11 protein-coding genes are annotated in these 13,828 nt (G+C 75.2%); 1 reads left to right on the top strand and 10 read right to left on the bottom strand.

The window, feature by feature from the left end; genetic code table 11:
• Positions 1–11: 11 nt before the first annotated feature.
• The 10 genes from OKX07_RS04865 to rsmI form a co-directional block, all read right to left on the bottom strand.
• Entirely contained in the window at positions 12–950 is a 939-nt protein-coding gene (locus tag OKX07_RS04865; protein ID WP_265630728.1) for a 4-(cytidine 5'-diphospho)-2-C-methyl-D-erythritol kinase, read from the bottom strand.
• Complete coding sequence (gene rsmA, locus OKX07_RS04860; RefSeq protein ID WP_265630727.1) at positions 947–1,906, bottom strand: 16S rRNA (adenine(1518)-N(6)/adenine(1519)-N(6))-dimethyltransferase RsmA; 960 nt, start codon at positions 1,904–1,906, stop codon at positions 947–949. The genes OKX07_RS04865 and rsmA overlap by 4 nt, the downstream gene beginning before the upstream one ends.
• Before the next feature lie 203 nt (positions 1,907–2,109).
• Positions 2,110–3,426 (bottom strand): resuscitation-promoting factor, encoded by a 1,317-nt coding sequence (locus OKX07_RS04855; protein WP_265630726.1) that lies wholly within the window; start codon positions 3,424–3,426, stop codon positions 2,110–2,112.
• Between the two features lie 230 nt (positions 3,427–3,656).
• Positions 3,657–4,853 carry a ubiquitin-like domain-containing protein gene (locus OKX07_RS04850; RefSeq protein ID WP_265630725.1) on the bottom strand — a complete coding sequence of 399 codons (1,197 nt, stop codon included), beginning with the start codon at positions 4,851–4,853 and terminating at the stop codon, positions 3,657–3,659.
• A 356-nt stretch (positions 4,854–5,209) separates the two neighbouring features.
• Positions 5,210–6,157 (bottom strand): TatD family hydrolase, encoded by a 948-nt coding sequence (locus OKX07_RS04845; RefSeq protein ID WP_265630724.1) that lies wholly within the window; start codon positions 6,155–6,157, stop codon positions 5,210–5,212.
• A 1-nt stretch (position 6,158) separates the two neighbouring features.
• The gene (gene metG / locus OKX07_RS04840) at positions 6,159–7,946 is read right to left on the bottom strand and encodes a methionine--tRNA ligase (protein WP_265630723.1); all 1,788 of its coding nucleotides are present in this window, start codon (positions 7,944–7,946) and stop codon (positions 6,159–6,161) included.
• 9 nt (positions 7,947–7,955) lie between these two features.
• Positions 7,956–9,119, bottom strand: a complete 1,164-nt coding sequence (locus OKX07_RS04835; RefSeq protein WP_265630722.1) for a PH domain-containing protein — start codon at positions 9,117–9,119, stop codon at positions 7,956–7,958.
• Between the two features lie 52 nt (positions 9,120–9,171).
• A complete protein-coding gene (locus tag OKX07_RS04830) occupies positions 9,172–9,339 on the bottom strand; it encodes a hypothetical protein (protein ID WP_265630721.1) in 168 nt (55 codons plus the stop codon).
• A 169-nt stretch (positions 9,340–9,508) separates the two neighbouring features.
• On the bottom strand, positions 9,509–10,798 hold the full coding sequence (locus tag OKX07_RS04825) for a PQQ-dependent sugar dehydrogenase (protein WP_265630720.1): 1,290 nt from the start codon (positions 10,796–10,798) through the stop codon (positions 9,509–9,511).
• A gap of 55 nt (positions 10,799–10,853) precedes the next feature.
• Positions 10,854–11,696 (bottom strand): 16S rRNA (cytidine(1402)-2'-O)-methyltransferase, encoded by an 843-nt coding sequence (rsmI, locus tag OKX07_RS04820; RefSeq protein ID WP_265631806.1) that lies wholly within the window; start codon positions 11,694–11,696, stop codon positions 10,854–10,856.
• A gap of 259 nt (positions 11,697–11,955) precedes the next feature.
• On the opposite strand from rsmI, the gene OKX07_RS04815 reads away from it, so the two are divergent.
• The gene (locus tag OKX07_RS04815) at positions 11,956–13,827 is read left to right on the top strand and encodes a dolichyl-phosphate-mannose--protein mannosyltransferase (RefSeq protein ID WP_322746826.1); all 1,872 of its coding nucleotides are present in this window, start codon (positions 11,956–11,958) and stop codon (positions 13,825–13,827) included.
• Position 13,828 lies beyond the last annotated feature (1 nt).

Raw genomic sequence — 13,828 nt, 5'->3', positions numbered from 1 at the left:
GGTCACCGGCATCACTCCCCCGCGACGACCCGCGCACCGGCGACCGGGCCCGACGCCGTGAGCACCCGGTCGGCGACGCCCGCCGCCGTGAGGGCCGCGGCGACGGCCAGCGCGTGCTGGCGGCTGCGCGCGAGCGCCGCGATCGTCGGCCCCGAGCCGGACACCACGACGCCGAGCGCACCCGCGTCGGTCGCGACGGCGAGCGGCTCGGTGAGCGCCGGGTCGAGCTCGAGCGCCGCGGTCTCGAGGTCGTTGTGCAGCGCAGCGCCCAGCGCGGCCGCGTCGCCCGCGAGCAGCGCCTGCATGAGCGGCACGTCCTGCTCGTCGTCGAGCGGGTCGACGTGCTCGGCGACGAGGTCGTCGTACGCCTCGTACACCGCGGCCGTGGACAGGCCGCGGTCCTGCACCGCGAACGCCCAGTGGAACTCCCCGCGGCTCAGCGCGGGCGTCAGCAGGTGGCCCCGGCCCTGGCCGACGGCCGTGTGCCCGACGAGCGAGAACGGCACGTCGGACCCCAGCTCGGCCGCGAGCTCCAGCAGGTCGTCGCGCGACAGGCCCGTGCCCCACAGGGCGTCGCACGCGACGAGCGCCGCGGCGGCGTCGGCCGAGCCGCCCGCCATGCCCCCGGCGACGGGCACCCCCTTCACGAGGTGCAGGTGCACGGCCTCGTCGACGCCCGCACGCTGCGCGACGGCGCGCGCGGCACGCAGCGCGAGGTTCGACTCGTCCGTCGGAACCGCCTCCGACTGCGGCCCGCTCGCGCTGACGCCGAAGACCTCGGCCGCCGTCGCGACGACCTCCTCGTAGACCGACACGGCCTGGAACACCGTCGACACGGGGTGGTAGCCGTCGTGCGCCCGCGGGCCGACGCGCAACGACAGGTTGACCTTGCCGGGCGCGCGCACACGGACGGCGCGGTCGGACAGGTCGTCCAGGGGGGTCAGCGTCACGGTGACACTGTGCCAGGTCCCGGCGGCGCGGGCCGCGCGATCTCCAGCGCCTCGGCGATCCGCGCGAAGCCGACCACGTCGACCTGCTCACCGCGCGACTGCGGGTCCAGGCCCGCGGCGCGGACCGCCGACTCGGCGGCGGCCGACGACCCGGCGATGCCCGCGAGCGCCGAGCGCAGCATCTTGCGGCGCTGCGCGAACGCGGCGTCGACGACCGCGAACACCTCGCGCCGGGAGACCGTCGCCGCGGGGGGCTCCCGGCGGTCCAGGCGGACGAGCGCCGAGTCGACGTGCGGCGCCGGCCAGAACACGGCGCGGCCCACGGTCGCGGTGCGGCGCGCCGCCGCGTACCAGGCGACCTTGGCCGACGGCACCCCGTACGTGCGGCTGCCCGGGGGCGCCGCGAGCCGGTCGGCGACCTCCGCCTGCACCATGATCAGCCCGCGCTGCAGGGAGTCGAAGCGCTCGAGGAACGTGAGGAGCACCGGGACCGACACGTTGTACGGCAGGTTCGCGACGAGGGCGGTCGGTGGCGGGCCCGGCAGCGCCGTGACCGTCAGGGCGTCCTGCGTCACGACGGTCAGCCGCGCGCGCCCGTCACCGTCGCGCAGCACGACGGTGCGCGAGCCGTCGTCCTGCGTGCTCGCCGCGGTGTCCACGGTGAGCCCGGGGACGTGCGCGACGACCGTCTGCGGCAGGAGGCGCGCCAGGACGGGGTCGATCTCGACCGCGACCACGTCGGCGTCGGCCTCGAGCAGCCCGAGCGTCAGCGACCCGAGCCCCGGGCCGACCTCGACGACCCGCTCACCGGGCGTGACGTCCGCCTGCCGCACGATCTTGCGGACCGTGCCGGCATCGATCACGAAGTTCTGACCGAGCGTCTTGGTGGGCCGGATGCCGGCGCGCTGCGCGAGCGCCCGGATCTGCGCAGGCCCGAGCAGGGTGATCGCCGACATGGCCCCCGAGCCTACGGGCCTCGACGACGACGCCCTCCCACACCACCCCGAGGCGGAGGCACTGGATTGCTCTCTCACGCCCACAGGGGGTCCGGTGGCCAGACTGGATTGCTCTCTCACGCCCACAGGGGGATCCGGTGGGCGGACTGGATTGCTCTCTCACGCCCTCCAGGGGCTGGTGAGAGAGCAATCCAGTCCGGTGGTCAGCTGAAGAGGTTCTTGCCGCAGTGCGGCCACTGGCCGGCACCCGAGCGGTTGTAGAGCATCTTCGCGCGGGCGGTCTGTTCCTCGGCCGACGCCTGCGACGGCAGGCCGGCACCGCCGACCGCCTGCCACGTGGCGACGGAGAACTGGTACAGGCCGTGGTACTTGCCGGTCGACGAGACGACGTCGGCGCGGCCGCCGGACTCGCACTTCGCCAGCGCGGCCCAGTTGAGCGAGTCGGCGTCGCCGCCGGCGGCGATCGGGCCTGCGGCAGCCGAGCCGGCCGACGCGGCGGGTGCCGCTGCGACGACGGGACGCGGCTTGGTGCCGACGTGGACGACCTCCTCGACGGGGGCCTGCGTGACGCCGTCGCTGACGGGCTCGCGGGTCTCCTCGACACCGTCGACCGTGGTGACGCGGTCGACGACCGTGCGCACGCCCGGCACGCCGGCCTGCGCGACGACCTTCTGGCCGACGAGCCGCGACGCGTCGTCCTGCGTGCGCGACGTGAACGGCACCTCGGACGTCGTCGCGACGTCCTGGACGACGACGCGCTGCACGACGAGCTGGACGACGCCCGTGGGGCCGTTCTGCACGTGCACGCGGTCGAGCGGCTGCAGCGTGACGCCGAGCTCGGCGAGGACCTCCGAGACGGTCGCGTCGGCGTCGGGGACGTCGATCACGCCCCCGTCGACGAGGACCTCCGCGCGCCCGCTCAGCGTGAGGTCGAGCGGCAGGTCGGCGCGGTCGGCCGACCGGGAGGCGACGAGCGCGACCGTGCGGGCGCGGGACGCGAGCGTGTCGAGGGCCTCGTCGGCGCTGAGCGCGGTGGTCCAGACGACCTGCCGGGTGCCGTCGACCTGCACGACGAGCGCGGTGGCGTGCCGGACGACGATCTCGGCGCCGTCGGCGAGCGAGCCGCTGTGCGAGACGGTGTCGCGGTCGCCGACCTCGACGTCGTGGGCCGCGAGCAGCCCCTCGACGGAGCCGGCGAACGTGGTGACGTGGGTGAGCTCGCCGTCGACGTCGAGCGCGACGGTCTTGTGGGCCTGCGCGTAGGCGGCCCCGCCGGCGCCCACGACGAGCACGGCGGCTCCGGCGGCGACGAGCGGCCAGCGCAGCCGGCGGCGCGGGGCGGCCGTGGCGGCGGGCAGGTGACCCGGCTCCGGTCCGGTGTCGGGCGGGGTCGCGGCGGTGTGGGCCGTCGCGGGGGTCGGACCGGTGTGGCGGGTCGAGTTCTGCACGAGGCTCCAGCCGTCGTCGCGCCCGGGCACGGGGTGCCGCGGGGCGTGGCGTGGCGACGGGTCGCCGTGCACGTCCGCACGACGGAGGGACCCCGATCCGGCGGTTCGCAGCGGCCGCGCGAGCGGCCGCCGATGTCACCCGGACGAGCGGGTTCACCCGTCCGTGCAAACGTGACACGCGACCGTAACGGAATCGTGACCGGGATTCCAACCCCTGCGCGACGAGACGCGCGTCACGTCGACATCACCCGTCCGGCGGTGTGAATCCAGCGCGCGACGGCCGACGGCGACGAAAGGGGAGGTCAGTACCAGTTCTTGGCCTGCGAGTGCGCCCACGCACCGCACGGGTCGCCGTACCGGCCGGCGATGTAGTTCAGCCCCCAGGTGATCTGGGTGGCCGGGTTCGTGCGCCAGTCGTCGGCGACGGACGCCATCTTCGAGCCCGGCAGGGACTGCGGGATGCCGTACGCGCCCGAGGACTTGTTCTCGGCGTTCCAGCGCCAGCCGCTCTCCTTGTTCCACAGCGAGAGCAGGCAGGCGAACTGGTCGTCGCCCCACCCGCGGGCCGCGGCCATCTCCTTGCCCATCGCCTGGGCGGTGCCCGGCTCGACGGCCACGGTCGACGGGTCCGGCAGCTCGGCCGTGCCGACACGGGTCACCTGGTCGACCGGGGCCACGGTCACCACCGACGCCAGCACCGTGCGGCCCACGACCACGCCGCCGACGACGTCCAGGGAGTACGTCGTCGTGCGCAGACCGGCCTTGCCCTTGGTCTTGACGGCGCGGTTGCCCTTGACGAGCAGCGGGTCCTCGACCTCGACCTCGGCGAACGGCACGGCCTCCGTGACGGTCTCGCCGCCGGTCGCCGCGCGCGTGACCAGCACGACGAGCCCGTCGACGGCCGCCGCGTCCAGCGGGACGGAGACCTGGTCCGCCTCCTCGAGGACGAGCCCGATCTCCCGCAGCGCGTCCCGCACGGTCGACCCGCTCGTCACGCCGTCGATGACCTGGCCGTCGACGACGAGGTGCACGGTCTTCTCGGTGGAGACGCGCAGCACGTCGCGGCCCACCGTGGCGGAGCGCGACGCCGACAGGCGCACGCCGTCGCGCAGCCCCAGCTCCTCGACGGCCTCGCCCACGGTCAGCGCGGTCGTCCAGACCTCGCGCTGCTCACCGTCGACCTCGACCGCGATCTCGCGGCCGTGCCGCACGACGACCTGACCCGTACGCCCCACCGGCTGGTCGAGGCCCGGCGCCACCAGGTCGCCCTCGGACACCTCGATGCCCCCGGCGGCCAGCACGTCCGACACCGTGCGCCCGAACGTCTGCACCTGCACCTCGGTGCCGTCGACGTCGACGGTCACGTCCTTGTGCATCGCGGCGAACGCGCTGGTGCCGCCCGCGACGAGCGCGAGCACCACCGCCTGCGCGGCGGCGCGAGAGGCCCGGTCGCGCGCGCGTGCTGCGCGGCGGCCCGGTACCTGGTCGGAGGCGGTCACGGAGTCCTTCGGGTCGGCGGGAGGGATCGCTGCCCCGGCAATGTCATCGGCACGCCGCCGCTGGTTCTTGACCACGCGGGCCCGACGGCGCCGGTCAGACCGTAACCGATCCGTGACCGCCGCGACACCCGTGCCCGGACGCTGCCTGGTGCCGGACGGGCCCGGCCCCACGGCACCGCCGCACCCTCGTCCGCCACATCCTGGACATCCGCCCGGGTGAGACCGGGCTGAGTCGTCATTCCGGGGCCCGGACGCTCACTCAGGCCGGTCTCGACGGGCCGACGTCCCACGGTCCGGACAGCAGGTGCTGACGCGCGGCCGTCGGGACGTGGCACGGCCGACCCGCCGCACGGGGGTCACCACGGGCCGTACACCTGCTCGGACGCCGCGCCGACCTGCGCACACACGTCCGCGAGCGGCCTGCCGGTGGCGTCCGCGACGGCGCGGACCGTCCCGGGGAGCAGGTACGGCGCGTTCGGCCGGCCCCGGAACGGGTGGACCGTCAGGTAGGGCGCGTCGGTCTCGACGAGCACCAGCGACGCCGGCAGCACGCGGAGCGCGGCCCGCAGCTCCTCGTTGGCGGGGAACGACACCGGTCCGGCGAACGAGCAGTACCAGCCCTCGTCGGCGCACACGCGCGCCAGGCCGGGCCCACCCGAGAAGCAGTGGAACACCGTCCGCTCGGGCGCCCCGTCGGCGAGCAGCACGTCGACGACGTCCTCGTGCGCGTCCCGGTCGTGGATCTGCAGGGCCAGGCCCAGCTCCTTGGCGAGCGCGACGTGGGCCCGGAACGCCTCGCGCTGCACCTGGCGTCCCCGCTCGCCCGCACGGAAGAAGTCGAGGCCCGTCTCCCCGATCGCCCGCACCCGCGGGTTGGCGCGCGCGACGGCGGCCACGGTCGCGATCGCCTCGTCCAGCGGCACGTCGTGCCGGGGCTGCGGGTCCGGGTCGAGCCCGTCGGGGGCGACCTCGCGGACGCCCGCGTGCAGGACCGCCTCGTTGGGGTGGATCGCGACGGCCCCCAGCAGCGCCGGGTGCGCGCGCACCGCCGCGTCCGTCCAGACGACCGCGTCGAGGTCGCAGCCGACCTGCACCATGCGGGTCACCCCGACCGCCGCCGCGCGCGTCAGGTGCGCGGCGAGGTCGGGGTGCGCGGCGGCGGCGGGGTCCGCAGCGTCGTCGACGTCCCAGCCGCCCGCCCGCCAACCGACCACGGACTCCAGGTGGGTGTGGTTGTCGACGACGGGCGACGGCAGGGGCTCGGGCGGCGGCGGCCAGCCCGTCTCGCGGCGCTTGCGGGCCACGTCAGGACTGCCGCAGCCGCTCGAGCTCCTCCTCGACGATCGCGTCGTCGAGCTTGGTGAAGACCGGCACCGGCTTGTCGAGCTTCGTCCCCGGCACGATCGCGCGTGGCTGCCACGTGCCGCGCACGCCCCGGTAGTCGCCCGTGATGACGGGGTAGCGGCGCGCGTCGTCGTCGAGGTCCGTGACCTCCTCGATCCGCGGCTGCGGCGAGAACGTGCCCGTCCCGCCCAGCACCTCGTGCACCTGCTGGGCGGCGTGCGGCAGGAACGGCGCGAGCAGCGTGTTGAGGTCGCTGACCGCCTGCGTCGTCGTGTGCAGGACCGTGGCCAGACGGTCCGGGTCCGTCTTCAGCTTCCACGGCTCGGTCTCCGAGACGTACTTGTTCGCCTCACCGACGACCCGCATCGCCTCCTGCAGCGCCTGACGCTGCTTGTGCGCCCCGACGAGCTCCCCGACGCGCCCGAACGCCGTGGTGACCTCCGCGCTCAACGCCTCGTCGACCGGCTGCCGCTGCCCGGGCGCGGGGATCTCGCCGAAGCTCTTGTGCACCATGCTCGCCGTGCGGTTCACGAGGTTGCCCCAGCCCGCGACGAGCTCGTCGTTGGTGCGGCGCTTGAACTCCGCCCACGTGAAGTCGACGTCCTGCGTCTCCGGCCCGGCGATCGAGATGTAGTAGCGCAGCGCGTCCGGCTGGTACCGCGCGAGCATGTCGCGGACCAGGATCACGCGACCGCGCGACGTCGAGAACTGCTTGCCCTCGACGTTGAGGAACTCGCTCGACACGACCTCCGTGGGCAGGTTCAGCGACCCGTACGCGCCGGGCGCCCCACCCTTCGACCCCTTGCCGTCGTAGCCCAGCAGCTCCGCCGGCCAGATCTGGGAGTGGAACGTGATGTTGTCCTTGCCCATGAAGTAGTACGACAGGGCCTCGGGGTCGTTCCACCACTGCCGCCACGCGTCGGGGTCGCCGCTGCGGCGCGCCCACTCGATCGACGCCGACAGGTACCCGATGACCGCGTCGAACCACACGTACAGCCGCTTGGTCGGGTTCTGCTCCCAGCCGTCCAGCGGCACCGGGATGCCCCAGTCGATGTCCCGCGTCATGGCGCGCGGGCGCACGTCGTCGAGCAGGTTGAGCGAGAACTTCAAGACGTTGGGGCGCCACCCCGTGCGCGTGCGCAGCCAGTCCCCGAGCGCGTCGACGAAGGCCGGCAGGTCGAGGAAGAAGTGCTCCGACTCGACGAACTTCGGCGTCTCGCCGTTGATCTTGCTCTTCGGGTTGATCAGCTCGATCGCGTCGAGCTGGTTGCCGCAGTTGTCGCACTGGTCGCCGCGCGCGCCGTCGTACCCGCAGATGGGGCAGGTGCCCTCGATGTAGCGGTCGGGCAGCGTGCGGCCCGTCGACGGGCTGACGGCGCCCATGGTCGTGCGCTCGACCATGTACCCGTTCTTGTGCACCGTGCGGAACATCTCCTGCACGACGGCGTAGTGGTTGCGCGTCGTGGTCCGCGTGAACAGGTCGTAGGACAGGCCGAGCGCGGTGAGGTCCTCGACGATCACGCGGTTGTACCGGTCCGCGAGCTCCTGGGCGCTGACGCCCTCCTTGTCGGCCTGCACGAGGATCGGCGTGCCGTGCTCGTCGGTGCCCGAGACCATGAGCACGTCGTGCCCCGCCATCCGCATGTACCGGCTGAAGACGTCCGAGGGGATGCCGAAGCCGGCGACGTGACCGATGTGGCGGGGGCCGTTCGCGTAGGGCCATGCGACGGCCGACAGGATGCGGGACATGCGTCGATCCTAGGTGCGACGCCCCTCGTCGCCGTCCTCGATATCGCCCCCCGCAGGCGGCTCGGTCGCGTCGTCGGGCGCGTCCAGGTCCTGGCGCCACCGCCGGCGCCCCAGGTCGACGAAGCGCGCGGTCGAGTCGGAGACGTCCCAGGCGCGCTCCTGCGCCTCCTCCTCGTCGAGGCGCAGCGCCTCCTCGCCGGCGATGGCCTCGGCCTCCACCGACGTGCCGTCCTCCGTCGCCTCGGCGAGGGTGGGCGGCAGCCGGCGCTCCGGGCTCATGTCCTCGTCGGGCTCGGCGTCGACGTCGTCGGTCTCGTCCCGCGGACGGATCCGCAGCGGCTGGGTGTCGTCGGGCTCGAACGGGTGGTCGCGCGACGGCCACACCACGACGGGCTCCGCCCAGGTACCCGGGTCCCCGTCGTCCGGCAGGTCGGGCACGTCGCCGCGCGACGGGTCGGCGGGCGCGGCGGTGCGCGCGGTCCCCGGCCGCGGGGCCGGGACGGCGCGCGCGGGGGCGTCGGCGACCGCGACGCCGCCGCCGGCCGCGGTCCGCGACGGCGTCCGAGCGGGCGGGACGGTCGGCGGGCGGTCGCCGCGGCGCGCACGCCCGCGGCGCGGCCCGCCGTCGTCGTCCTCGCCGTCCGACTGCGACGCCGTCACGGGCGTGAAGATCAGCGCGCACAGGTCCCGGTACGTCGCGTCCGGGCGGGCCACCCAGTTGATCTGCCGCAGCGCCTGGTCCTGGCCCGCGGACTCCAGCAGGAACTGCCCGTAGCCCAGGACCTGGCCCAGCACCGAGCGGGAGTACCGCATGTCCGTGACCTTCATCAGCGGCATCATGCCGATCTGGTGCGTGATCAGGCCCGTCAGCAGGAGCATCCGCTTGTCCGTGGCGACGAACCACTCCACGCGCCACACCAGCAGGAACCAGCCGAACCGCGCGAGCGCCGCGAGCCACAGCCACCACACGACGAGCGCGCCGTCCCCCAGCGTCGGCTGCAGCACGTACGTCAGCCAGGCGCACACGCAGAACACCGCGGCCGCGACCCCGGCCGGCTCGAGGAGCTTGGCCCAGTGCCGACGGGTCGCGAGCACGACGCGCTCCCCGGGCAGCACGTAACGCCGCAGCAGGCGGTGGGACATGACGATGCGCGTCGCGTGGTCGGTCGTCACGTCGTCACCTCCCGCTCGCGGCCGGCCGTCGCCCGGCGCGTCGTCCCGCCCCTCAGGACGCCAGGTTGTCGAAGAACCGCGCGAATCCCATGAACGCGCCGTAGATGAAGTCCCCGATGCCCTCCACGACGGCCGCGGCCTGGTCCGGGTTCGTCACCACGGCATAGAGGATGAAGATCACGACGATCCACATGAGGATGCTCTTCGCCCTCGCCGGCATGGTCGGCTCCTGTCGTGTGCTCGTCGTCGCGTCGTCGTGCTGGAGTCACCGCCGCCGTCGTCGTCCGGCAGGTTCCGGGGGCCGCATGGCGCGGCCCGACCGGACGGCGCACACAGTACCGATCCCGGACGATCCGCCCGAACAGGCCACGCCGGGCAGAACCGGACTCTCAGTCTGCTCTCACGCTCACGCGCAGGATCCGGTCGTCCCCGGCGACCGGGTCGCCGCGGCCGTCGGTGTTGTTCGTCAGCACCCACAGCGACCCGTCGGGGGCGACCTCGACCGCGCGCAGCCGGCCGTGCTCGTCGGCGAGCAGCGGCTGCGGCGTGCCGACGCCCGCCGCGTCGAGCGCCGGGTCGTCGAGGGACGCCGGGTCGACGGGCCGCAGCGGCACCCGCCACAGCGTGCGGCCGCGCAGCCCCGCGAGGTACACGCCCTCGTCCGTCACGGCGAGCCCGGACGGCGACGCCTCGGACGTCGCCCACACCGCCACGGGCTCCGCGTAGCCCTGCTCGGCGCCGCCGATGCCCTCGACCTGCGGCCAGCCGTGGTCGGCGCCGCCGCGCAGCACGTTGAGCTCGTCCCACGTGTCCTGGCCGAACTCCGCGGCGAAGGTCCGCCCGTCGGGTGCCCAGCCGATGCCCTGGACGTTGCGGTGGCCCAGCGTCCACACCGGCGACGACGGGTCGGGGTTGTCGGGAGCGGGCTCGCCGTCGGCCGTGATGCACAGCACCTTGCCGCCCAGGCTGCCGGGGTCCGGCGCCAGGCGCGTCGTGTAGACGTCGCCCGTCGTGACGTACAGGTAGCCGTCCGGGCCGAACGCGAGGCGCCCGCCGTTGTGGTTCTGGCCGCGCGGGATGCCGTCGAGCAGCACCCGCGTGGGCCCGAGCGTGGTGCCGTCGAGCGTCGCGCGCAGGACGCGGTTGTCCTCGTCCGACGTCAGGTACACGACGACGTCGACGGTCGCCGCGTCCCCGGGGACGACGGCCACGCCGAGCAGGCCGCCCTCGCCGCGCGCGACGGTGGCGGCCGCGATCTCGTCCGCGCCCGGGCCCGTCACGTCGGCCACCGACCCGTCGGCGCCGACCACCACCAGGCCGGCCGCGTCGCGCAGCGTCACCAGGGCGTTCCCGTCGGGCAGGAACGCGAGCCCCCACGGCGCGTCGAGCCCCGTGGCGACGTCCTGCACCGACTCGACCGTGACGGTCGGGACGTCGCGGACGACCGACCCGGGGTCGGCCGCGGCGGTGGGCGTCGGCCCCGGCGTCGCGGACGCGCTCGTGGCGGCCGCCGGCGAGGTCGTCGGGGCGGCGTCCGGGGTGCCGGACGAGCAGCCGCCGACCAGCAGCACCCCCGCGAGCGCGGCCGCACCCACCCGCGACGCGTCACGCGTGCACCACCGGGCGACGCCTCGCGCAGCCCCGACCTGCACCCGTGCGTCCCCCGTCCGGCGTCCCATGCCCCCACTCTTCCCGGCGCCCGGGGGCACCGCAGCCCGGGAGGCCGGCCGGGCGTCAGGTCGTGCGGGAGGCCAGGGCCGCCGCGTACAGGTCGCGCTTGGGGACGCCGGTGGCCTCGGCGACCTCCGCGACGACCGTCTTGAGCCGCTCACCGGAGTCGACGCGGGCCAGCACCTCGGGGACCAGGTCGGCGACGTCGCGCGGGCCGTCCGCCGGTGCGCCGCCGACGACCAGCACGACCTCGCCGCGCACCTCGTCCGCGTGGGCCCACGCCGCCAGCTCCGCCAGCGGCCCGCGCCGCACCTCCTCGTACGTCTTGGTCAGCTCCCGGCACACCGCCGCCGGCCGCTCGGGGCCGAACGCCACGACCAGCGCGTCGAGCGCGTCGGCCACCCGGTGGGGCGCCTCGAACAGCACGATCGTGCGGCGCTCCGCGGCGAGTGCGGCCAGCGCGCGCGCCCGGTCCCCCGGCCGGCGCGGCAGGAAGCCCTCGTAGCAGAACCGGTCCGTCGGCAGGCCGGACAGCGCGAGCGCCGTCAGCACCGCGCTCGGTCCCGGCGCGACCGTCACGGCCAGCCCGGCGGCCACGGCCGCCTGCACGACGCGGAACCCGGGGTCCGAGACGGTCGGCATGCCCGCGTCGGACACGACCAGCACCGTGCCGCCGCCCGCGACCACCTCCAGCAGGTCGTCCGCGCGGTCCGCCTCGTTGTGCTCGTGGTGGCTGACGACGCGGCCGCCGATCGTCACGCCGAGGCGGGCCGCCAGCGCACGCGTCCGGCGGGTGTCCTCGGCCGCGACCACGTCGGCCTGCGCCAGCAACCGGCGCAGCCGCGCCGACGCGTCCTCGGCGTCCCCGATGGGCGTCGCGGCCAGCACCAGCGCACCGCCGCGCACCGAGCGCGCCGCCGGGACGCGGGCGGCCGGGGCGTCGTCCTGGGCCGGGTGGGACGCCGCGCCGGGCGTCGTGTCGGACGCCGCGTCCGGCGTCGCGTCGGGACCTGCGTCGGGGCCGGGCAGGGCCGGGGGCGTCGGGGTCACCGCCCCAGCCTGCCACCGCGCCCGTCGCCGCCCGTCCGGGCCGCGCGCCGGGGCCGTCGGGCACCGGCCGGCGGACTGCCGGATTGCCCCGGTCCGGTACCTCTACGATGGCCCGGTGCCGACCGACGGAGACGACACCGAGCGCCAGCCTGCCGGCCAGGGGACTCCCCTGCCGACCGCCGCGGGCGCGCTCCCAGCCACGGCCGTGAGCGACGACGCGCCGCCCGACCCGGACGCGCACGCCGGTCCCGAGGTCCGGCCCGGCGTCGAGCCGGACGTGGGACCGGACGTCGAGCCGGACGTGGGACCGGCGGCCGAGCCGGACCCCGTGCCCGATCCCGCCGCGTCGGGCGAGGACGTCGTGCCCGCCGCCGACACGGCACCGCACGGGCCGCGCCTGCTGCGCCGCCTGCTCGGCTCCGGGACGCTCGAGCTCGACGCGACCCCGCGCGCCCGTCTGCACGGCTGGCTGTGGGCGCTGGGCGTCACGGCACTGGCCGGGTTCCTGCGGCTGTGGGACCTGGGGCGCCCGCACGTCCTGGTCTTCGACGAGACGTACTACGTCAAGCAGGCGTACTCGATGCTCGTCCGCGGCTTCGAGGCGTCGTGGGGCGACGAGCCGAACGCGCGGTTCGAGGCCGGCGACACGAGCATGCTGGGCACCGACCCCGAGTACGTCGTCCACCCGCCCGTCGGCAAGTGGATGATCGCGCTCGGCATGCGGCTGGGAGGCGGGGTCGAGAGCTCGTTCGCCTGGCGGTTCGCCGCGGCCGTGTGCGGGACCCTCGCCGTCCTGATGATCGCCCGGATCGCGCGGCGCCTGTTCGCGTCGACCGCGCTGGGGACCACGGCGGGGCTGTTCCTCGCGCTCGACGGGCAGGCGATCGTGCAGTCCCGGATCAGCCTGCTCGACCCGTTCCTCATGTTCTTCGCGCTCGCCGCGTTCGGCTGCCTGATCCTCGACCGCGAGCAGGCCCGGCGGCGCCTCGCCGTGCGCACGGCCGCGATCCTCGACGCGGGCGACCCGCTGCGGTGGGGCCCGGGCCTGGGGTTCCGCTGGTGGCGGCTCGCGGCCGGTCTGATGCTCGGCCTGGCGATCGGCACCAAGTGGTCGGGCATGTACTTCCTCGCCGTGTTCGGCCTGCTCACGGTCCTGTGGGACGCCACGGCCCGACGCACCGCCGGCGTGCGGCCGTGGGTGCGGGCCACGCTGCTCAAGGACGCGCTCCTGGCGTTCCTCGTCATGGTCCCCACGGCCCTGCTGACGTACCTGGCGTCGTGGGCCGGGTGGTTCGCGTCGGACAACGCGTGGAGCCGCAACTGGGCGCGGGACAACCCCGAGCAGGGCCTGCTGTGGCTGCCCGCGCCGCTGCGGTCGCTGTGGGCCTACCACCAGGACATGTGGCGGTTCCACAACGGCCTCGAGACGCCGCACGGCTACGCCGCCGGCCCGCTCGGCTGGATCGTGCAGTGGCGTCCCACGTCGTTCTTCTACCCGCCGGAGGTCTCGGGCCTGACGGGCGACGCCGCGCAGCAGGCGTGCGGTGCGGAGTCCTGCTCGCAGGCGATCGTCGCGCTCGGCAACCCGGTCCTGTGGTGGGGCGGCGCGGCCGCGATCCTCGTCGCGCTGTTCTGGCTGCTGCGGTACCGGGACTGGCGCGCCGGGGCCGTCCTGTCCGGCCTGCTCGCCGGGTGGGTGCCGTGGTTCGCGTACTCCCACCGCACGATCTTCACGTTCTACACGGTCGCGTTCGTCCCGTGGGTCGTGCTCACCCTCGTGTACGTGCTGGGGCTGCTGGTCGGGCCGGCGGTCGGCGACGACGGCACGGCGCGCGAGCGCCGCGCGCGGCGCTGGACGGTCGTGGCGGTGGGGGTGTTCGTCGCCGTCGTCGCGGGCGTGGGGCTGTACTTCTACCCGGTGTGGGCGGCGTGGGTCATCCCGTGGGACGCGTGGCACATCCGGATGTGGCTGCCGACCTGGGTCTGAC

This window comes from Cellulomonas sp. S1-8 (assembly GCF_026184235.1).
Classification (GTDB): Bacteria; Actinomycetota; Actinomycetes; order Actinomycetales; family Cellulomonadaceae; genus Cellulomonas.
The sequence above is the reverse complement of the archived record's forward strand: the minus strand, read 5'-3'. Positions and strand labels throughout refer to the sequence as shown.

Bases quoted from the DNA above. Each gene is read 5' to 3' on its own strand.
- rsmA (WP_265630727.1), bottom strand. From the start codon at position 1,906: ATGTCGGCGATCACCCTGCTCGGGCCTGCGCAGATCCGGGCGCTCGCG.
- metG (WP_265630723.1), bottom strand. From the start codon at position 7,946: ATGTCCCGCATCCTGTCGGCCGTCGCATGGCCCTACGCGAACGGCCCC.
- OKX07_RS04830 (WP_265630721.1), bottom strand. From the start codon at position 9,339: ATGCCGGCGAGGGCGAAGAGCATCCTCATGTGGATCGTCGTGATCTTC.
- OKX07_RS04825 (WP_265630720.1), bottom strand. From the start codon at position 10,798: ATGGGACGCCGGACGGGGGACGCACGGGTGCAGGTCGGGGCTGCGCGA.